The 20,570-nt window shown below is 45.2% G+C and carries 14 protein-coding genes and 1 pseudogene; 14 read left to right on the top strand and 1 reads right to left on the bottom strand.

Annotated elements, in window-relative coordinates; translation table 11 throughout:
- Window positions 1–1,318: sialate O-acetylesterase family protein (locus PLH26_RS09795; protein ID WP_324585834.1), on the bottom strand; the 1,318-nt coding region annotated here is incomplete at its 3' end.
- A 93-nt stretch (window positions 1,319–1,411) separates the two neighbouring features.
- Here PLH26_RS09795 and PLH26_RS09790 point away from each other — a divergent pair.
- The 14 genes and pseudogenes from PLH26_RS09790 to PLH26_RS09725 form a co-directional block, all read left to right on the top strand.
- Window positions 1,412–2,230, top strand: a complete 819-nt coding sequence (locus tag PLH26_RS09790; RefSeq protein ID WP_324585833.1) for a polysaccharide deacetylase family protein — start codon at window positions 1,412–1,414, stop codon at window positions 2,228–2,230.
- Window positions 2,231–2,429: 199 nt separating this feature from the next.
- The gene (locus tag PLH26_RS09785; protein WP_324585832.1) at window positions 2,430–2,882 is read left to right on the top strand and encodes a hypothetical protein; all 453 of its coding nucleotides are present in this window, start codon (window positions 2,430–2,432) and stop codon (window positions 2,880–2,882) included.
- Entirely contained in the window at window positions 2,879–3,307 is a 429-nt protein-coding gene (locus tag PLH26_RS09780; protein ID WP_324585831.1) for a helix-turn-helix domain-containing protein, read from the top strand. Before PLH26_RS09785 ends, PLH26_RS09780 begins: the two co-directional genes overlap by 4 nt.
- Complete coding sequence (locus tag PLH26_RS09775) at window positions 3,304–3,756, top strand: hypothetical protein (protein ID WP_324585830.1); 453 nt, start codon at window positions 3,304–3,306, stop codon at window positions 3,754–3,756. Before PLH26_RS09780 ends, PLH26_RS09775 begins: the two co-directional genes overlap by 4 nt.
- A gap of 294 nt (window positions 3,757–4,050) precedes the next feature.
- Window positions 4,051–6,939, top strand: a complete 2,889-nt coding sequence (locus PLH26_RS09770; RefSeq protein WP_324585829.1) for a TIM-barrel domain-containing protein — start codon at window positions 4,051–4,053, stop codon at window positions 6,937–6,939.
- 36 nt (window positions 6,940–6,975) lie between these two features.
- Window positions 6,976–10,167 carry a SusC/RagA family TonB-linked outer membrane protein gene (locus PLH26_RS09765; protein ID WP_324585828.1) on the top strand — a complete coding sequence of 1,064 codons (3,192 nt, stop codon included), beginning with the start codon at window positions 6,976–6,978 and terminating at the stop codon, window positions 10,165–10,167.
- Window positions 10,168–10,177: 10 nt separating this feature from the next.
- Entirely contained in the window at window positions 10,178–11,863 is a 1,686-nt protein-coding gene (locus PLH26_RS09760; RefSeq protein WP_324585827.1) for a RagB/SusD family nutrient uptake outer membrane protein, read from the top strand.
- A gap of 24 nt (window positions 11,864–11,887) precedes the next feature.
- Entirely contained in the window at window positions 11,888–13,036 is a 1,149-nt protein-coding gene (locus tag PLH26_RS09755; protein ID WP_324585826.1) for a glycan-binding surface protein, read from the top strand.
- Window positions 13,037–13,063: 27 nt separating this feature from the next.
- Window positions 13,064–14,353 (top strand): IPT/TIG domain-containing protein, encoded by a 1,290-nt coding sequence (locus PLH26_RS09750; RefSeq protein WP_324585825.1) that lies wholly within the window; start codon window positions 13,064–13,066, stop codon window positions 14,351–14,353.
- A 163-nt stretch (window positions 14,354–14,516) separates the two neighbouring features.
- A complete protein-coding gene (locus PLH26_RS09745; RefSeq protein ID WP_324585824.1) occupies window positions 14,517–16,271 on the top strand; it encodes an alpha-L-arabinofuranosidase in 1,755 nt (584 codons plus the stop codon).
- 434 nt (window positions 16,272–16,705) lie between these two features.
- Window positions 16,706–18,469, top strand: a complete 1,764-nt coding sequence (locus tag PLH26_RS09740; protein ID WP_324585823.1) for a glycoside hydrolase family 9 protein — start codon at window positions 16,706–16,708, stop codon at window positions 18,467–18,469.
- Window positions 18,470–18,683: 214 nt separating this feature from the next.
- Window positions 18,684–18,839 carry a hypothetical protein gene (locus PLH26_RS09735; RefSeq protein ID WP_324585822.1) on the top strand — a complete coding sequence of 52 codons (156 nt, stop codon included), beginning with the start codon at window positions 18,684–18,686 and terminating at the stop codon, window positions 18,837–18,839.
- A 45-nt stretch (window positions 18,840–18,884) separates the two neighbouring features.
- On the top strand, window positions 18,885–20,111 hold the full coding sequence (locus PLH26_RS09730) for a DUF6786 family protein (RefSeq protein ID WP_324585821.1): 1,227 nt from the start codon (window positions 18,885–18,887) through the stop codon (window positions 20,109–20,111).
- Window positions 20,112–20,212: 101 nt separating this feature from the next.
- Window positions 20,213–20,570 (top strand): annotated as a pseudogene (locus tag PLH26_RS09725) (fumarylacetoacetate hydrolase family protein); the annotation flags it as partial.

The raw sequence follows: 20,570 nt of genomic DNA, 5'->3' as shown, positions 1-20,570 counted from the left end.
CATTGGATTCGCCCTGGTACCAGATGGCTCCCTGCATGGCATAGGGAATGAGCGGTGCGATCATTGCATTGTACAGCAAAGTGCCCGCATCATTGGGACCGGTAAACTGGTTATTGTCGGTATAAGATTCAATCCTGAACTTCCATGTTCCCTCAAGCGATTGCTCATAAGCGTCCCTGCTGATCTTTACATCCCCTGGCTCGCCGGTAAAGCCACCCCGGCCTCCAAAATCTTCAATGCGTACCGCAATGCTGTTCTTTCCTGCATGCAATTGCGATGGTTCCAGTATATAGGTGCGACCGGTTGCGGTTTTGCTGGTAGTGCCACCCACCTTTATGCCATTTACATAAGTAGCATCCACATCATCAATGGTACCCAGCAACAGCGCCACACTTAAACCGGCTAATGAGTCGGGCAATATAAATTCACGGCGGAACCAAACCGCACCGTCAAGATACTGCAGATCCCTGCGGTCGAAATTACCGGGCACTTCTATCGTTTGCCAGTTGCCGTCATTAAAAGCAGCAGCAGACCAGGATTGCACTTCACCCGCCGGAGGTATGCCGCCCTGCAATTCATTGATGGCGTTAACGAGCTTTGTTTTACGTTTTTCACCGAGCGCATCCATAGATACCGGCATCGCATCCACCACATCCGAAAACGCATCAAAGCTTTTCATGGCTTCCTTGCTGATCCATGTTTCTACAATGGTACCGCCCCATGAGGTGTTGATCAAACCTATAGGCACACCCAGGTTCTTATGCAAGTCCCTTCCAAAAAAATAACCAACTGCGGTAAACCGGCCTACATTTTCGGGCATGGCTGTTTTCCATTCCCCGCCCGACAGATCTTCCTTGGGTGTTAAACTTATTTCCCGTGGCACCGCAAACTCCCGGATCAGCGGGTAATGGGCAGCAGCTATCTCTTCCTTCGCATTATCGGATGCGCTTACGGGCCATTGCATATTGGATTGTCCTGAACATATCCATACTTCGCCGATCAATACATCATCAAGCGTAAGCACATTCTTTTTCCCTTTAACCACCAACCGGTAAGGGCCTCCCGCTTCGGCGGCATCCAGCCGGAGCATCCATTTCCCGTCTTTACCCGTTTTTATGGTCTTCGTTTGCTTTGCTATTCCGTTGCCGCTCAGTTCAACGGTTACTTTTTCACCGGCATCGGCCCAGCCCCAAACGGGTATGGGCTTATTGCGCTGGAGCACCATGTGCGAATTAAAGATTTGGGGTAAACGAACGTCTGCAAATGCCTGGCTAATACAAAGCAGGCATACGAAAGAAAGGATCGTTCTGAATGGCATAGCAATAGTTGAAGACTAAAATTTAAAAATACAAATAAAAACAAATTAATTATCTTTCCCTGCAAGCCGGTACAATTTAAAAATGCATCCGTCATGCAAGCCAAAAAAAATTATCTCCCGCTATATTTTTGTATTGTTTTTTTGATCTGTAATAAGATCTCCCCGGCACAGGAACATGCATTTACATGGCCCCAGGGCAAAAAGATGGCGATCAGCCTGAGCTTCGATGATGCCCGCGCAAGCCAGGTAGATACCGGCACGGCTTTATTAAACACGTATAATATAAAAGCCACTTTTTATGTGCAGCCTCCCACGGTAAAGAACCGGCTGGAGGGCTGGAAAAAAGCGGTTGCCGGCGGTCATGAGATCGGCAACCATTCCATCAGCCATCCCTGCTCCGGCAATTTTTTGTGGTCGAGAAATAATGCGCTTGAAGATTACAGCTTACAGCAAATGAAAAGCCAGCTGCAAGATGCCAACAAACAGATTGAGGAGCTGCTGGGTGTAAAACCGGAAGTATTTGCCTATCCCTGCGGACAAACATATGTAGGTCGTGGGAAACACACAAAAAGCTATATCCCTGTTGTGGCGGATATTTTCCTCAGTGGCAGGGGCTGGCTGGCAGAAAGTCCCAACGACCCTTCCTATTGCGATATGGCCCAGCTCACCGGCATAGAAATGGACGGTAAGGATTTTGAAGAGATCCTGCCGGTCGTACAGGCTGCTCAAAAGAACGGGCAGTGGCTGGTGCTTGCCGGCCATGAAATGGGCGACAACGGCCCTCAAACCACACGGCTCGCCATGCTGAAAAAACTGATCGAATATGCACAGGATCCCGCCAATGAAATATGGATCGCCCCGGTGGGAACGATTGGCAGGTATGTGAATGCGCACAGGAAACTGAAAGAATAGGATCAAGCCCCATTGAATCAAGCTATAAAACGCATCGGAGTGATTAAAATTTATTTGTAGTTATGATAAAATTTGTTAATTTGAAATTTGACGTTTATTTTTTAACTGAACAATAATTTGTCGAAACGGCGGTTTTGGCTTTATATTTGTTCTTAACTTATAAGTTAAGTTGACTGGGGTGTTTAAGAAAATTGACGAATTGTCAAATACGGTTGATTTTTATACCATTAAACTTGGGGAAAACACGCATACAGAATTCGAACTTTTTGTGGATAAGGAATTTCCCGATCATCAAAATGAAATCGAACTCCTGTATAATGTAATTGATGTAATTAGTGTACGTGGAGCAAAAAGCCATTATTTTAAATTTGAAGGACCCGCACATGCTTTGCCCAAAGTTGACAAAGCAACAATTCTCGCCAACGAAAAAGACCTGGGCATTAGATTGTATTGTATAAGAATAACAGAATACCTCTTAGTTCTTTTAAACGGAGATATTAAAACGAAGCAAAATCCGCTGGAGTGTCCGCGAGTTGCGAGACATTTTAAGAATGCAATAGCGATCGCCAAAAAATTAGACAGGATGCGTGAGGATGACGATATAGATTTTCAAGAAACAGATTGTTTAAGCAATATAGAAATTGAAATATGAAATTGGAAAAATTTAGAGAAGTTATAAAACATACCCCTCAGGATACCCGGGAGTATATAGAACTCTCCATGGATATCCTTGATCGTATTCACGAGTTGTTGGAAAAAAAGTTTGAGGGTAAGCAAAAATTGCTTGCTGAAAAAATGGGTAAAAATGAAGCCGAGATATCCAGGTGGCTGTCGGGAGTACAAAATTTTACAATAAAAACAATCACAAAGTTAGAGGCTGCTTTTGAAGAAAAAATTCTATCGGTAAGATCAGAAGATATTGACTCCACGTTTGAGCAGGTAAAGTGCCACTCTAAAACCCAACATGCAAGACTTGTAATTGATAATAAAGGTATTTGCGAAAAATACCAGTCTTTTGAGAGTCTGCACTATAATATCAGAGAAACAAAAAAGAGAAATGGCACATTAATGATATGAGTTCCCCGAATTATGATACTGAATTAATTAAACTGGAGGAAATATCCATTACTGACGCGGGAATTAGCAACAAGACGGACATGACGGTAATTGATAAGGAAAGCCATTATCATGACCTCAATTACAGATTTCAATTTGGAGTTAACCATTCTCAAAAAAAAATACGTGTAACTTTCTCATGCGCTATTGCAACATTTAAGAAGAATGGCGAAAAAGTTGATATAAAGGGGAACTTTAATATCGTCTTTTTCTTTCATATTGATAACCTTGAAGAACTGGTTAAATATGATGATAAAGAAATGCAAGTTGAATCTAACGTACTGTTAAGCCTGTCGAATATCACCTATTCCACATCACGGGGTATCATTTATACCCGTTGCCTGGGAACGATATTTAACAATGTAATCCTCCCGGTACTTTCTACCAAGAAACTGGAAGAAATATTGTGAAAATTTCCAGATTCACGGTTCAACGAGCACAGTATAAAAGATAAAGATACCAATTGCAATACTTCAACGATCCACCGCTCCAATTCTGAAAAACCCTAACAACGCCGCATACATTTCGCGCCCCTTAACATTTGATACCCCTATCGTTATCAAATGAACCCCCCGGTTAACATTTCAACTACTCATTATAAACATATGAGTCACCCCTTGTAACATTGATATTTATACTTTTGATCGCTATGCTTCTGCCGCGGGTCTCATTTCCCGATGGAAGCAAATAAACGATTGAAGACCATGACGACTGCCCGGATCAAACCACGGATAAATTCTCCTGCTTTTCTTGCATTGGCATTAATGCTGCTATTCTCTTCCTGTACCCGGCATACCACATTTACACAACTGGAGGATGGCATTGCCGTGGAAATAAAAGATCCGGCTCCCGGGTCTGCAAAGTGGGTGAGGCTACAGGCCGTTTCCCCGAAGATCATACGGGTTACCGCATCGAACGACAACAAATTTATTGCTGCTAAAAGCCTGATGATAGACAGCACTTTTCATATTGCCGTAAAATGGAGTGCCGAACAAACAGAAAAAGAAGCCCTGCTCAAAACCGGTGAACTGCTTGCTTCGGTATCGTTTGCCACAGGAGAAGTGGTTTTTAAAGACAAGAATGGCAATATTATTCTGCAGGAGAAAACCGGAGGAGGGAAAAAGATCGTACCGGTAACCATTGATGATAAACCATTGTACCGTATCGGCCAGCAATTTGAATCTCCTGCCGGCGAGGCCTTTTACGGACTGGGGCAGCCTCAAACCGGTCAGATCAATTACAAAGACCAGGATGTTGATCTCACCCAGTACAATTCCGTTGTAGCGGTTCCTTTCTTGCTGTCGAGCCGCAATTACGGCTTGTTATGGGATAATTATTCTATTACATATTTTGGAGATGACCGCGAGAAACAGCAGCTATCCGCTTTACAATTGACCGGCAAAGATGGCATCACCAAAGGATTAACGGCAACATACAGCGACAGGAGCGACAGCACACGTATTTATATACAGCGGCAGGAAGATAAAATAGATTACGGGTTCCTTCCATCCTTAAAAAACATACCCGCCGGTTTCCCTATGGAAAAAGGTAAAGTAACCTGGGAGGGATCCATCACAGCGGATACTACAGGAGAGCACAAATTCTATTTATCGGCGTCGGGTTATCTGAAAATATGGATAGACGGTCATTTATTGTTCGATAAATGGCGGGAAGGATGGAATCCCGGGCCCTCACAATTCCGTTACCCGCTTGGCAAAGAGCGGCGCCATAGCTTTAAAGCAGAATGGATACCCGAATCAGCCCAGGCTTTTTTTTCGCTGCAATGGCTTAGCCCTACCCCGGCTGAATTGCACAATAAAATAGCCCTGTCGTCTGAAGCCGCAGAACAAATTGACTATTATTTTATTTATGGCGCCAGTGCCGATGAAGTGATTGGCGGCTACCGGCAGCTAACAGGTAAGGCTACCCTGCTTCCTCAATGGGCTTTGGGTTTCTGGCAAAGCAGGGAGCGCTATAAAACGGAGCAGGAAATTGAAAATACGGTAGCCGAGTTCAGGAAAAGAAAGATCGGGTTGGACAATATCGTATTAGACTGGAGCTACTGGAAGGAAGATGCATGGGGCAGCCAGCAATTCGACAGGGAGCGTTTCCCGGATGCGGCAGGCATGATCAAAAGATTGCATGAACGCTATCATACCCGCTTCATGATCTCCGTTTGGCCCAAATTTTATGAAGGTATTGAAAGCTATAAGATTTTTGACAGGCAGAACTGGCTCTATAAGCAAAATATAAAAGACCAGCAACGCGACTGGATAGGAAAAGGGTATATATCTACTTTTTACGATGCTTTTAACCCTACCGCCCGCATGGGCTTCTGGAAGCTTTTAGACAGCAGCCTTTTCATTAAAGGCGTTGACGCATGGTGGTTAGACGCTACCGAGCCGGATATTTTGTCGAATGCCACAATTAAAAAAAGAAAACAACTGATGCAGCCCTCGGCATCGGGATCTTCCACGCAATACTTTAACGGCTACCCTTTGCAGAGCGCAAAAGGCGTTTATGAAGGGCAGCGTTCTTCACGCCCCGATCAAAGAGTGTTTATCCTCACCCGTTCGGCTTATGCAGGCATGCAGCGCTATGCAGCAGCTACCTGGAGTGGTGATATAGCAGCGCGTTTTGATGAAATGGAGCGGCAAATACCCGCAGGCATCAACTTCTCTTTATCGGGATTGCCTTACTGGACCAATGATATCGGTGGCTTTTTTGTTGAAGACAAATACGACAAGCCCCGGCCCACAGGAAATGCATTGGAAGAATGGCGTGAGCTCAATACCCGCTGGTACCAGTTCGGCGCGTTTTGCCCGCTGTTCCGCTCCCATGGCCAATACCCGTACCGGGAAATATTTAATATTGCCCCTGATGATCACCCTGCTTATAAAAGCATGCTGTATTACAACCGGCTGCGTTACCGCCTCATGCCCTATATCTATTCGGTGGCAGGCAGCACGTTCCATAACAACTATACAATGATGCGCGGGCTGATCATGGATTTTGGCGCCGATGCCAATGTTAAAAATATAGGCGACCAGTATATGTTTGGCCCTGCTTTACTGGTCAACCCGGTATACACCGGTAAAGCCACTTCCCGCCCGGTGTACTTGCCGGCGGGGCAGGGCTGGTACGATCTGTATACAGGCGCCTACAAAACAGGGGGACAACGCATAGCAGCCGATGCTCCCTATGAAAGAATGCCGGTATTTGTAAAGGAAGGTTCTATCATACCTTTTGGCCCGCAGATTGAATTTACCGGTGAAAAACCCGCCAACGATATCACACTGTATGTTTATACCGGTAAGGACGGCAGCTTTACCCTGTACGAAGATGAAGGTATTAATTACAATTATGAAAAAGGCAAATACAGCAATATCCCCATTACCTACAATGAGGCCAACAAAACATTGACCATCGGAAAAAGAGAAGGTGACTTTAAAGGCATGCCGAAGAAGAGGCTGTTCAGAATAGTGTGGATTACGCGAAACAGATCAACAGCACTGGATCTTTCATCGCCGTCGGATACAGCCATAGCTTATAACGGGAACGAGCAAACGATAACAATGAACAGTGTATTTTGAAATTGTATTTTTTTATAAACCAATAATTGCAAGTATATGAAAAGAATCAAAACGATGAGAGAAGCAAAGATCCTTATATGGACGGCTTTCTCATTACTACTGCTTATGCCGGCGGTATATGCCCAGCAGGGCAATACCCGCAAAATTACCGGCACGGTAAAAGATGATGCGGGAAACCCGCTCCCCGGCGTTTCGGTGGAGGTTAAAGACGGTAAAGCCTTAGCGGCTACCAGCAACCTGGGATTGTTTTCAATAGAAGTAGGCAGTGAGGCAAGGGTGCTTATATTCAGTTCGGTGGGGATGGAAAAAAAAGAAGTGGCAATTAGCTCAGCTGATGTGATGGAAGTGACGCTTGAAACATCAACAAAAAAGTTAGATGAGGTAGTGGTCATTGGTTATGGCACGGCAAAGCGTGGTAATCTTACCACCGCCCAAACCTCTGTTTCTGCAAAAGATATAGATAAAACGGTAAATACCACTATCGAACAGGCCATCCAGGGGAGAGCGGCAGGCGTGTATATTACACAAAATTCCGGTCAGCCCGGCGGCGGCATTTCTGTAAACATCCGGGGTGTTAACTCCATTAATGGCAGCAATGAACCGCTGTACGTTATTGACGGCGTTCAGATCGAGGGTGAATCTGTTTCTTTTGGAGCGCAAAGTTCATCTAATCCGCTATCGGGTCTTAATCCTTCCGATATTGAAGATATACAGATATTACAGGGTCCGTCTGCAACAGCGGTATATGGTTCAAGGGCAACCAATGGGGTTATATTAATCACTACCAAACGTGGTAAAGCGGGCAAGCTTCAACTGGCATACGGATTTCAGTATGGCATTCAGCGTCCGCCGCTGCGCCTGGAAGTAATGAATTTGCGTGAGTATGCGCAAATGGTGAAAGAGTTTCACGCTATTGCGGGGGGTGAAACGCCACAGGAATTTTTAGACCCCTCCCTGCTGGGCGACGGTACTGACTGGCAACACGAGTTATTTAAAGACGCCCCTATGGATAAACATACACTCAGCATGAGCGGCGGAAACGAGAAAACCACTTATTATATGTCTGGCGAATACCTTAACCAAAAAGGTGTGGCCTTGGGTTCTGGTTTCAAAAGATACTCTTTCCGGCTGAACCTTGATAATAAACCAAGAGAGTGGATTACCATAGGAGCGAACCTGAACTTTAATCAAACCAATGAAAAACTCACTACAAGCCAGGAAAACGTTATTTCCAATGCGCTGCAGCTAACGCCGCAGGTGCCCGTAAAAAATATTGACGGAACATGGGGTGGCGGCGACCTTACCAATGGAGCCAACCAGTTTGCTCCCGTAAACCCCATTGCTATCGCTAATTTAACCACCAACAATTATGTAAGAAGGCAATTGCTGGGGGGCTTAAACCTGGGCATAAAAATTACAAACGATCTTACATTCAGAAGTTCCTTTAACGCCAATGTGGGTTATTCAAATTCTGCATATTATGTACCCACTTATTCCATTGGCTGGGCTATTAATCCAACCGCCTCCTTAACGAACGGATCAGGTGTAAATACTTACTGGAACTGGAACCAGTTGCTGGAGTATAATAAAAGCCTGGGGAAGCATAGCATTAACGCAATGGTGAGCCACGAAGCGCAGGCTTCTACCTGGAAAAATGTTGGTGCTTCCAGAACGGGTTTCCTTACCAACGACATCCTTGATCTTGCTGCCGGTGATGAAACCACTTCGGGCACGTCTGGCGGATCGGGGCAATGGGGTATGGAATCGTACCTGGGAAGGATCAATTATAACTATGACAACCGTTATATTGTTGTAGGCTCGCTGAGAAGAGACGGCTCGGCAAACTTTGGACCTGACAATAAATGGGGGCTTTTCCCATCTTTATCGGCAGCATGGAGAGTTTCGCAGGAAGCATTTTTCCAGGTACCTTTTATCAGTGAACTCAAATTCAGGTTTGAAACGGGTACCACCGGAAACCAGGGTGGCGGCGCTTATATTTATTCTCCCATGTTAACTGGCGCTACACCCACAGGTACAGGATTCTTACCCGGCCGTTACAAAAACCCGGGCATACAATGGGAAGAAACCCAAACCAATAACTTTGGTGTAAACCTGGGATTGTTTAATAACCGCGTTAATTTTGAATTTGATTATTATATAAAAAATACAGATAATCTTCTTCTTGAAAACCCCTTGCCCTGGTATATGGGCACTAATGGAACCGGAGCAGTGGGTTCTCCGCAGGTAAATATCGGTTCCCTGCAAAACAAAGGATGGGGGCTTACGATCAATACCATCAACATCAATAATAAAAACTTCAAGTGGGAATCCAACCTGAATCTTTCGGCTTTTAAAACAAAGATCAAAAAATTCAACTCCGAAGCTGCATTAATTGATCGCACATCGTGGTGGTTAAACGACTGGACCCAGCGTTCAGTAGTAGGCCAGGCACCCTGGTTATTTCGTGGATATATAGAAGAAGGATTATTTACATCAATAGATGAAATTGAAAAAAATCCGGTTCCGGTGGACAACAATGGAGACAGGCTTCCTGTAGATGAAGCAAACGGGTTGTGGGTAGGCGATGTAAAGTTTAAGGATATCAGCGGCCCGGATGGAGTTCCGGACGGCATTATAGATGTAAATGATCAAACCTTTATAGGTAATCCCTGGCCCAAATTATTCGCAGGCTTTACCAACAGCTTTACTTACAAAGAATTCAGTCTTAGTATTCTTATTACCAGTACTTATGGTAATGATATTTACAACTACCTGGCAAGAGTAAATTCAAATCCCAATAATATAAATTTAAGCCGCAACCTGCTGATAGGTGCAATGCAATATGCAAGGCCCAATACCAAAGATGGTCAGGTAATGCTTGATAATCCTGAGACTACTGTTCCAAGGATATCTTATGGCCCCAATGGCAATTATACCAATATTACCAACAAATGGGTGGAAGACGGATCATTTATACGGTTAAAGAATATTTCGATATCCTATAATTTTCCGCAGGATATATTCTCCGGTAAAACCCTCGTAAAAGACGCAAGGGTATCTGTAGGTATTCAAAACGTGGCAACAATAACAGGATATAAAGGCTTTGACCCCGAAGTAGGCGCTTATGTAGGAAGAGACGCCAGCGCCAGCAACCAGGCTATTGGATTGGATTACGGACGTTATCCACTTACGCCTATTTATACATTCAGCGTTGGTATAAACTTTTAAAATTACAGCAATGAAAAATTATAAACATACACTCATCTGGACTGCAGCACTGTTTCTCGTTCTTATATTTTCAGGCTGCTCAAAATCATTTCTCGAAAAACCACCGATAGATGCCATCGTGGATGCCAATTTTTATCAAACAGATGACCAGGTACTGGCCGCTACCGCATTATTATACAGCAAAGTGTGGTTCGACTATAACGATAAGGCATCTTATAACCTGGGTGACTTTCGTGCAGGCACCGCGTATTCTGCATGGAACGACAGGGGAAATGTATTGTTCAACACCACAGGAGCTACTCCTGAAAATGGTGCTTCATGGCGTTCTTTTTTTATTGTGGTAGGTCAATCTAACCTGGCTATTCAAAACATCAATACCTATGCAGGAGCGGATGTTTCACCGGAAATAAAAAAGCTCGCTATTGCTGAAGCCAGGTTTATGCGGGCACTGGCTTACCGGTTTCTTGTTATGAACTGGGGTGAAGTACCTATCATTGAAAATAACCTTACCCTGCTTTCCGACACCAGCGTGAGCAAAAATACCGTATCAAGTGTGTGGAAGTTCATTACTGATGAAATGCATGCGGTTGCACAGGATTTACCTGAAACTCCGGTTCGTGAAGGAAGGCTCACCAAATGGTCGGCCGAAGCCATGCTTGCCCGGTTTTATCTTACCCGTGCCGGTGTGGAATCAGGCGGCTCCGGAACCAGGAACCAGGTATTTTTAGACAGTGCAAGATATTTTGCAGAAGATGTAATCCTAAATAGCGGGGCTTCCTTATTGAAAAATTATGGCGATTTATTTCTATTCCCATACGACAATAACCCGGAATCGCTGTTTTCATTACAATGGGTCTATTCAGGCCCGAATGCATGGGGAACTCAGAACTCTACACCTGCTTATCTTGCCTACAGCCCGGATATAGCGAATGGCGACGGATGGGGTGGCGACAAAGGCGCTACGTGGTGGATGATCAGCCAGTACGATGGCATAACCGCTATGCCGGAGGGTACTTTAAAAGGCAGAACACTTGATCAGCGGTTAAAGGCTACCTTCATGTTGCCGGGCGCATCCTATCCCGAAATAACACAAGCCATTCCGGGTGGTAAGCAGAAGCTTATCTATCCGTTTACGGGAACCGATAATAATTTCCTCGCTATCAAAAAATATGTAACGGGCAAAGCCGAAGATGTAGGCGGACAGGCGGCAAGCCAGCGCTACGGTCATGATACCTATATGATGCGCCTTGCGGAATTGTACCTGATATACGCAGAAGCAGTACTTGGAGACAATACTTCAACCAATGATACCAAAGCTTTGGAATATTTTAATAAAGTGCACATGAGAGCAGGATTGCCCGAATACAATCAGCCGTTAACTTTCGATGCTATACAAAAAGAAAGATTTATTGAATTTGCAATGGAGGGAATGGGCTGGTACGACCTGGTATCACTGCATTACTATAATCCGAATAAAGCTTATGCCATTTTAAACACACAAGACAGGGGCTTGTTCTTTTCGGAACCGGACCAAATGCCGGATCCCACATCGTGGACATTTACCAAAACAGAATGGGCTACAACAGAAAGAACGATCAATGCCAATTCGGGAAATTTCCTGCTACCCATTCCGGATGCGGAACTGAGCCAGGCGCCAAACCTGCAGAAGCCTGCCGTAGATTATTATAGTAAATAAACACTAAACTCAAATTATTTACAAATGAAAACAATACAATCCATATTATTTCTTTCTGCAGCAATAGCTATAACAGGCATATACACATCCTGCAAGAAAGAAAGCCTTCCCAACAACGGCGAGCCGCAGATCAGGTATGTGCGCATCACCGCCCCCGAGTCGGCCGATTCATTGCTTGTAGGCGCCTATCAAAGCAACCTGATCGCTATAATAGGTGAAAACCTGCAGGATGCGCAGGAAATATGGTTCAACGACCAAAAAGCATCTTTAACACCTACTTATATTACCAGCACAACTATCCTGGTAAGCGTTCCCGCCGAAATTCCAAAAGAAATCAGCAACACACTCAAAATTCTGTTTTCTAATGGAAAAACGCTGGAGCACCATTTCAAAGTGGAGATCAGCGAACCCCTGGTATCCGCTATGAACAGTGAATATGTACTTACGGGAAACGTGGCAACCATCAGAGGCGATTATTTTTATGAGCCGCTTACTGTAACCTTTACGGGCAATGTGCAGGGCGAACTGGTTTCGGTAGAGGATAAAGTCATACGCGTAATAGTTCCCGAAGGAGCAGAGCCCGGGCCTGTTACCGTAACTACCAACTTTGGAGTTACCAGCTCTGATTTCTGGTTCAGGGACAACAGGAATATATTTATCAGCAGCGATCCTTTTACAGGCTGGTGGAATGCATCCTTTGTAGTGGAGACGCCGGGGCCCGATGACCCTCCGGCCATCAATGGCAATTACATCCGGGTAAAAAGAGACATTGGCGGATGGAACTGGCTGGAAGTAGCCGGCGGACCTCCTGATGCCATGGGGGACATCAGCAAAAATATTCCTGACGAAGCCATACTTAAACCTGAAGACTACAACCTGAAGTTTGAAGTAAATACATTAAAGCCTTACAATAATAACATGATAAAAATAAATGCGGGGTTGAGTAAAGACTTTAATAACGACCAGTACCTGTGGGCTCCTCCTTACGACACAAAAGGCGAATGGCAAACCGTGGTGATCCCTTTTAATGAAATAGCAACGAGTTATGGGGAAAGTTTATCGGTTAGCGCCAATGGATATTATACCCGGATATTGTTTCATGGCGGCGGCGATCTTGACTGCGATATGTGCTTTGACAATTTCAGGATAGTACCCAAAGTGCTTAAGAAATAAATATTATACAAAGAATACAAAATAATTATGAAAATAATATTTAACACACGCCTGCTTTTATTGATATGCCTTACTGTATCAATAGGAATCACGGCGTCATGCAAAAAGGACAAAGCCACTAATACCGGCAAAGTTGAACTGCTGAGCTTTGGCCCTGCCGGTGTGCAGCATGGAGATACCATCAGCTTTATTGGAAATAACCTGAACAAGGTTACAGCCATAGAACTGACCGGCGTTAGTATTCCACAATCATCCTTTATACAACAAACCTCCGTCCTTATCAAGATTCTGGTGCCGGAGGAAGCGGAACGGGGACCGGCAACGCTCAAAACACCTGAAGGAGACGTAACATCAATAACATCAATAGATTTTGATGTGCCTGTTGCCATCACCTCCTTTACAACAACGGCACGGCCCGGCGAAAACATTACCATTACCGGCACTTACCTGAACTGGATATCATCAATAACATTTGGCAAAGACGTGGTAGTTACTGAATTTGTAACCCGGTCATTAACAGAACTGGTAGTTACAGTACCTGCTGACGCTCAAACAGGCACTTTAATAATTTCAACGGGAGGAACCGAACCGCTCACAATTGAAACAGAGGAAGAACTGGAAGTGGCCCTGCCGGCTATACATGACTTCTCGCCTAACCCCGCCGAACGCGGCAGCAATATTACCATCAGGGGTACAAACCTTGATCTTACAATGGGTGTACTGTTTAAAGGATCAACAGCGCCTGTTACTGCATTTGTAAGCCAGTCGGCAACCGAACTGGTGGTTACCATCCCGGAGGATGCAAATAAAGGCAAGATCACTTTACTGGCCCATTCATTAGTTGCCGTAGAATCGGATGATGCGCTGGAACTGGTTGGAGACCTGCCTCCATTAGCACCTTTAGGATTGGTTTTTTATGACGATGTGCTTGAAAACGGCTGGCAAAAATGGGGCGGCTGGGGAGGCGGCGCCGTGGATATGGACAACAGTGATAACGTAAGGGATGGCGACAAAGCCATTAAAGTAACGTTTGCCAATGACTGGGGCGGTGCTTTGCAGTTAGGCGGTGGTAATTCGTCAACTACAGGATACACCAATGTAGTGTTTTCCATCTTTGGCACAAACGGTACGGAAGGCAAACAACTGAATGTACTGGTAGCCGGTAAAGAAAAAGTTATTACGATTGTTGAAGGAGAATGGACGGAATATAATGTTCCGTTAACAGATTATGAGAGTCCTGCAACAATAAATGAATTTACCCTGCAGGACAGAGGCTTTGCCGGAACGATTTATATAGATCATATTGGCTTAAAATAATATTTCGATTCTGTTACTTGCAATCATGCGGGGCCCGTCGCCAACAAGTTGACACAGTTGTGTGACCGGGCTCTTTTATTTCATGACCGGACAATATACGGCACCTGCTGTTGCAGGTATGCTTATTGTTACATTATATGAACCCAAAAGAAAATAAAGTATCATGCCGCTGAATAAAAAACCGGGTTGGATTGCTGTTTTGTCCGTGCTGTTTTGCATCGCATTACTTTCCTGTAAAAAAACCAAAACTCCTGCACCCGATCCTGTTCCCTCAACCGATACACCGGTAGTGGTTCAACCGGTAACGGATCCGCCCGTAGCTGCAACCATGGGATTTTTTGCAGATGACTGGCAGGCTAAAACTTTTGCAGCGCCTGCCTATACCGAAGCCACACCCGTTACAGCGGCTACCAGTAATACAGTAACCGTGGACGCTTCGTCCATCATTACCAAAATACCCCTTTCTCTCTTCGGGCATAACGCCAATACCTGGATGACGCCTATGGTAACGGAACCGCTGTTCATGGAGCATATCACCAACCTGCACCCGCATATCATTCGTTGGCCGGCCGGCAGCGGCAGTGATGTATATTTCTGGAACCAGCCGGAGGGTGCTGTTCCGCCGGATGCTCCCCAACAGATAATGGACAAAGACGGCATACTGAAAGAACCGGGATACTGGTACGGCAGAAGCAACAACAACTGGAGCGCCAGCCTCGATAACTATTATGCCATGCTGCAGCAAAGCGGCAACCGCGGAATGATCACCGTTAACTACGGCTATGCACGCTATGGAACAAGTGATGATCCCGTTGCGGCAGCGGCTCATCTTGCCGCCGACTGGGTACGCTATGACAATGGGCGTACGCAATACTGGGAGATCGGTAACGAAAATTACGGCGACTGGGAATGGGGATACCGTATAGATCTCAGCGCAAACAAAGACGGGCAGCCTGAATATATAACCGGTAAATTATACGCGCAGCATTTTAAGGTGTTTATTGATTCCATGCAAAAAGCTGCAGCGGAAATTGGTAAAAAGATTTATATAGGCGCAACACTGGTAGAATCACCTTCCGAAGCATGGCAAACCAACACGGTAAAAACATGGAACAGCAGCATGCTCCCGGAGTTGGATGATAAGCATGATTTTTATGTGGTGCACAATTATTTTACGCCCTACAACAGCAACTCCAATGCAGCCGTAGTGCTGAATGCGGCGTATACCGTTCCTGCCCAAATGATGGATTTTATATCGCAAACCCTGCAAACGGCAGGAGCGCCGGTGAAGCCGGTTGCATTGACCGAATGGAATATGTGGGCCGGCGGCTCCAAACAACAGGTGTCGAACACCAGTGGTGTTTTTGCTTTACTGGTTGTGGGAGAAGCATTGAAAAACAAATATGGTATGGCTGCCCGCTGGGATCTGCTCAACGGGTGGAGCAATGGCGATGATCACGGACTTTTCAGCGATGGTAACGAACCGGGTATTCCCAAATGGACGCCCCGGCCTTCGTTTTATTATATGTATTTCTTTCAAAAAATGCTGGGCGACCGGCTTATACCGGTAAGTGTAAAAAATACTGCAGCTATTGTGCCATACGCTTCTACCTATAGCTCCGGGCAGGTAAACCTCACGTTGATCAATACTTCCGCATCGCCGGTTACAGCAGAAGTGAAAATAAATAATTTTAACCCCGGCAACAGGTTTTACTGGTACAGCCTCGAAGGCAGCAACGACAATGGTGAATTTTCAAGAAAAGTTTTGGTCAACGGCAGCGGGCCGGAACTGGAGGCCGGCGGCCCGTCCGACTATACCACCCTGAAAGCCTATTCTGCAACAACATTGAATGGTATTAAAATTATTGTACCGCCATTAGGCGCGGTATGTATGGTAATAGATAAAAACAAAAAATAGCATTAGTCATCTAAGCCGTGAATTACTTTGTAAATAGTAGCTATGTTTCAACCATCGCTACGATCCTGTTTGCTACAATTCAGCATCGTAATTTGCGCATTGCCACATCCGATAGTATTTTAAAAAAACAGTTTTGATTAGACACTTAGACCATATGCCTGCAATAGACTTTTTACTGTTGAAGTCACAGTAGTACAACAGCTATATCAGGGAACAAGCACGAAAACGGGCAGTAATCGTTTTCGTGTGCCCGCCCGAACGATGTTCAGTCGGGCGGGCCTTTTTTTTGTTTCTTTTTTGGGCAAGCAAAAAAGAAAGAAGTAATACGACCTTTAAATCCTCATCCTTTTAGAAAAAATATAATAACCATCATCACTTTAGCAAAGGTTGCATTTATATTTTCAACTTATGTATCTGATCTTAAAATAAAGTTTATGGCAAGAACAGCAGCAACACTCCTTTTTGTAATGGTATGGCTTTCTTTTTTACAGGCTCAGCCTTCAACCAATATTCAACTCAACCAGGCGGGGTTTTATACGCATGCGCCCAAAATAGCAGTGGTTACAAGTCCTGCTCAGTCCGGTATATTTTATTTGCTGTCTGCTGATAAAAAAGATACATTGTACAAAGGAATACTGTCGGCACCTGAAAATTCTGCTTACTCCTCCACTGCAACAAGCATTGCCGACTTTTCGGCGTTCAGCGCTGCCGGCGTGTATATATTGTTTGTGCCGGATGCAGGCTATTCCTATCCTTTCAACATCAGTAACGACATTCATCGTGCACTAAGTGCGGCATCCCTGAAGAGCTATTATTACCAGCGGATGTCAATGCCCATACTGCCGCAATATGCAGGAAAATGGGCAAGAGCCGGTGGTCATCCCGATAAAGAGGTGCTCATCCATCCTTCTGCAGCTTCCGGTAAGCGGCCAGCCCATACCGTTATATCATCTCCCGGTGGCTGGTACGACGCAGGCGATTATAATAAGTATATCGTTAACTCGGGCATTACCATGGGCACGCTGCTTACGGCTTATGAAGATTTCCCGCTTTATTTTGATACCCTTCAAACAAATATTCCCGAAACCGGTAACGGCCTCCCTGATATTATTAACGAGACCCTGTACAACCTGCGCTGGATGCTTACTATGCAGGATCCCAATGATGGCGGGGTATACCACAAATGCACCAATGCCGCTTTCGACAAAATGATCATGCCTGCCGGTTGCCATAACCCACGGTATGTGGTGCAAAAATCTACAGCCGCGGCCCTTGATTTTGCTGCGGTAATGGCACAGGCATCGAGAATACTTGTGAGCTTCAAAAAACAACTGCCGGGGTTAAACGACAGTTGCCTGCATGCCGCGCAATATGCCTGGCACTGGGCGAAGCAAAACCCGGCTGTATTGTACGATCAACGGGCAATGAACGCCTTATACCAGCCCGCTGTTACAACAGGCGCCTACGGCGACAATAATATAAAGGATGAATGGTTTTGGGCCGCGTGCGAATTACTGGCAACCACAGGAAAAGAAGCATATATTCAGGAGATACTGCACTACCGGCCTGCCGTTGCTGCCATTCCTTCATGGAACAATGTGGCTGCGCTGGGGTCATATACCCTTCTCCGTTATAAAAATACATTATCAAAATACCGGCAGCTTAACCTGCCTGCCATAGAGCAGCAGGTAATTGATCTTGCCGGTTCACTTGTTGGCAATGGCGGCAACAGGGCATTCCGCACCATCATGGGACAAAGCAAAAAAGACTTTATATGGGGCAGCAACGCTGTGGCAATGAACCAGGGTATTGTGCTTATTAATGCTTACCTGCTTACAAAAGATAAACATTATATAGCTGCCGCCCTGACCAATGCGGATTATATCATGGGTCGAAATGCCACCGGCTTCTGCTTTGTAACGGGTATGGGCAGTCGCTCGCCAGTGCACATACACCATCGCCTGTCTGTAGCCGATGGCATAACGCAACCCATACCCGGCTTGCTTGCCGGCGGGCCTAACCCCGGTATGCAGGACAAATGCAAATACGTTTTTACAGAACCCGAAACGGCTTATACGGATACAGACTGTTCCTATGCCTCCAATGAAACGGCCATTAACTGGAATGCCCCGCTGGTATATGTTTCGGGTGCGCTGGAAGCATTGCAGTATGAGTTAGCGTATTCTGTGCGAAAGTGAATTGAGGATGCTTTGTGCTTTGATGCAGCTTTTGCATTGCTGTAACTTCAACAGCAGGAAGTCTATTGAAAGTGTTTGTTTCAACCAACCGGAACCGTTAGAAGAACGGGAGCAGCATCAGCTTCAGGAATAAAAAAGCGAATAGCCATTAAAATGTTAATTACCCGAAGGCCATATTACAACAATATATCACACTGCATATCTTGCAGGTACAATGATAAAGGTTGTATTATCTTTTACCTGTGTTCTTTTCTGGAGCAATGCTGCTTTTACACAAACGCATTTAAGGGGCAGGGTGTCAGACAAATGGTACGACAGGGTGATCATGGCAGCTACCATAAAAAATCTGCTTCAATGCTGTTCGTCCTGATAAACTTATTACCTTAATGCCCTGTATTTTTAAAACGGCAACAGTATGAACAAATATTTTTCTTCTCTATGGAGCATATCTTTTTTAATTATTGTATTGATGTCTTGTAACGAATCCCAGCCGGAGAAGGCAGTTGAATATGCAAAAGGCAGCTATGGCTATGATGCCGCTTTTTTAAAAGAACATCTTGATAATACTATAGAATTATGGAATGAAGCGGGCGCCAGGGTATTGCTTACAGCCGATTACCAGGGAAGAGTAATGACCAGCACTGCCAGCGGCGATTCGGGCAACAGCGCCGGCTGGATCAATTACGACCTGGTCGCTTCCGGAAAATTCAAAGACCAGTTTAATCCTGTAGGCGGGGAAGAGCGGTTATGGATCGGTCCCGAAGGCGGACAGTATTCCTTTTATTTTAAAAAAGGAGACTCTTTCCACATTAAAAACTGGCAGGTGCCGCCCATAATTGATACGGTGGCTTACCAGGTAACGCATTCAGACAGCACAAGCGTTGAATTTTCACAGAAAGCCGTTGTTACCAATTACAGCGGAGCCCAATTCAATATTTTCATCAACAGGAATGTTCGTCTGCTGGATGAAGCGGCGCTGAACAGCCGCTTACAAACCAATGTTCCGGGCGATGTGCAATGGGTTGCCTATGAAACAGAGAACATCATAAAGAACATGGGCGAAAACGCCTGGAAAAAAGAAAGCGGACTGTTGTCCATCTGGCTGCTGGGCATGTTTACGCCTTCCGAAGAAACGGTAGCCATTGTTCCTTTCCGCAACCGTAAAGATGTTAAAAACTTCATTACCGATAATTACTTCGGGCAAATTCCATTTGACAGGCTCACCATGAAAGACAGTGTGCTGTTATTGAAATGTGATGGAAAGCACCGGAGCAAGCTGGGCCTGTCGCCCATGATTGCCAAGCCTCTTGCCGGCAGCTTCGATTTTAAAAGAAACATGCTGACCGTTATCTTTTTTGATATTGATCCCGATGGCGATTATGTAAACTCCAAATGGGAATTGCAAAAACAACCGTACAAAGGCGATGTGGTGAATGCGTACAACGACGGACCCCTGGAAGACGGCTCACAGTTAGGACCCTTTTATGAACTGGAATCTTCTTCTGCCGCCAAACCGCTGCAACCCGGGGAAACGCAGATATACCGGCAAGCCACCTGCCATTTTGAAGGTGATTACACGGTATTAAAAGCGCTTGCACAACAACTCCTGGGGATTGACCTTGATAGTGCTAAAATGAGATGAACAGATTTACTATTCACTACTCACTACTCACTTTTCACTTTTCACTACCGGTCAGTATACATACCGCACAACCGTCTCTTATGTTATAAAATATTATTCAAATGAAATTGTATAAAACACAAAACGGAACTGTACTGGAGCACGATGACGGATATTATATATCGGGCTCGGCCTTTGATACGCTGATCAACCGGAATAACCTTTACGAATACCTGCTGCATTCACTGGCAAAGTTTCCCAGGCTGTCGCAGGAAGAAGTAGCGGTGTTTTTAACACGCCCGCTTTTGGCGCCTGTCGGAAGTCAGGAAGTATGGGCCGCGGGCGTGACGTACCTGCGCAGCCGTGATGCGCGTATGGAAGAATCAAAAGAATCGGGCGGAGCTACTTTTTATGACAAAGTTTACGAAGCCGAAAGACCGGAATTGTTCTTCAAATCGCTTCCCCACCGTGTTGCCGGCC

Source organism: Agriterribacter sp., from assembly GCF_035444585.1.
Lineage (GTDB): Bacteria > Bacteroidota > Bacteroidia > Chitinophagales > Chitinophagaceae > Agriterribacter.
This window is presented reverse-complemented; position numbering and strand designations above follow the sequence as displayed.

Coding starts and splice junctions, on each gene's coding strand:
- PLH26_RS09790 (WP_324585833.1), top strand. CDS start 1,412: ATGCAAGCCAAAAAAAATTATCTCCCGCTATATTTTTGTATTGTTTTT.
- PLH26_RS09780 (WP_324585831.1), top strand. CDS start 2,879: ATGAAATTGGAAAAATTTAGAGAAGTTATAAAACATACCCCTCAGGAT.
- PLH26_RS09775 (WP_324585830.1), top strand. CDS start 3,304: ATGAGTTCCCCGAATTATGATACTGAATTAATTAAACTGGAGGAAATA.
- PLH26_RS09770 (WP_324585829.1), top strand. CDS start 4,051: ATGACGACTGCCCGGATCAAACCACGGATAAATTCTCCTGCTTTTCTT.
- PLH26_RS09765 (WP_324585828.1), top strand. CDS start 6,976: ATGAAAAGAATCAAAACGATGAGAGAAGCAAAGATCCTTATATGGACG.
- PLH26_RS09760 (WP_324585827.1), top strand. CDS start 10,178: ATGAAAAATTATAAACATACACTCATCTGGACTGCAGCACTGTTTCTC.
- PLH26_RS09755 (WP_324585826.1), top strand. CDS start 11,888: ATGAAAACAATACAATCCATATTATTTCTTTCTGCAGCAATAGCTATA.
- PLH26_RS09750 (WP_324585825.1), top strand. CDS start 13,064: ATGAAAATAATATTTAACACACGCCTGCTTTTATTGATATGCCTTACT.
- PLH26_RS09745 (WP_324585824.1), top strand. CDS start 14,517: ATGCCGCTGAATAAAAAACCGGGTTGGATTGCTGTTTTGTCCGTGCTG.
- PLH26_RS09740 (WP_324585823.1), top strand. CDS start 16,706: ATGGCAAGAACAGCAGCAACACTCCTTTTTGTAATGGTATGGCTTTCT.
- PLH26_RS09735 (WP_324585822.1), top strand. CDS start 18,684: ATGATAAAGGTTGTATTATCTTTTACCTGTGTTCTTTTCTGGAGCAAT.
- PLH26_RS09730 (WP_324585821.1), top strand. CDS start 18,885: ATGAACAAATATTTTTCTTCTCTATGGAGCATATCTTTTTTAATTATT.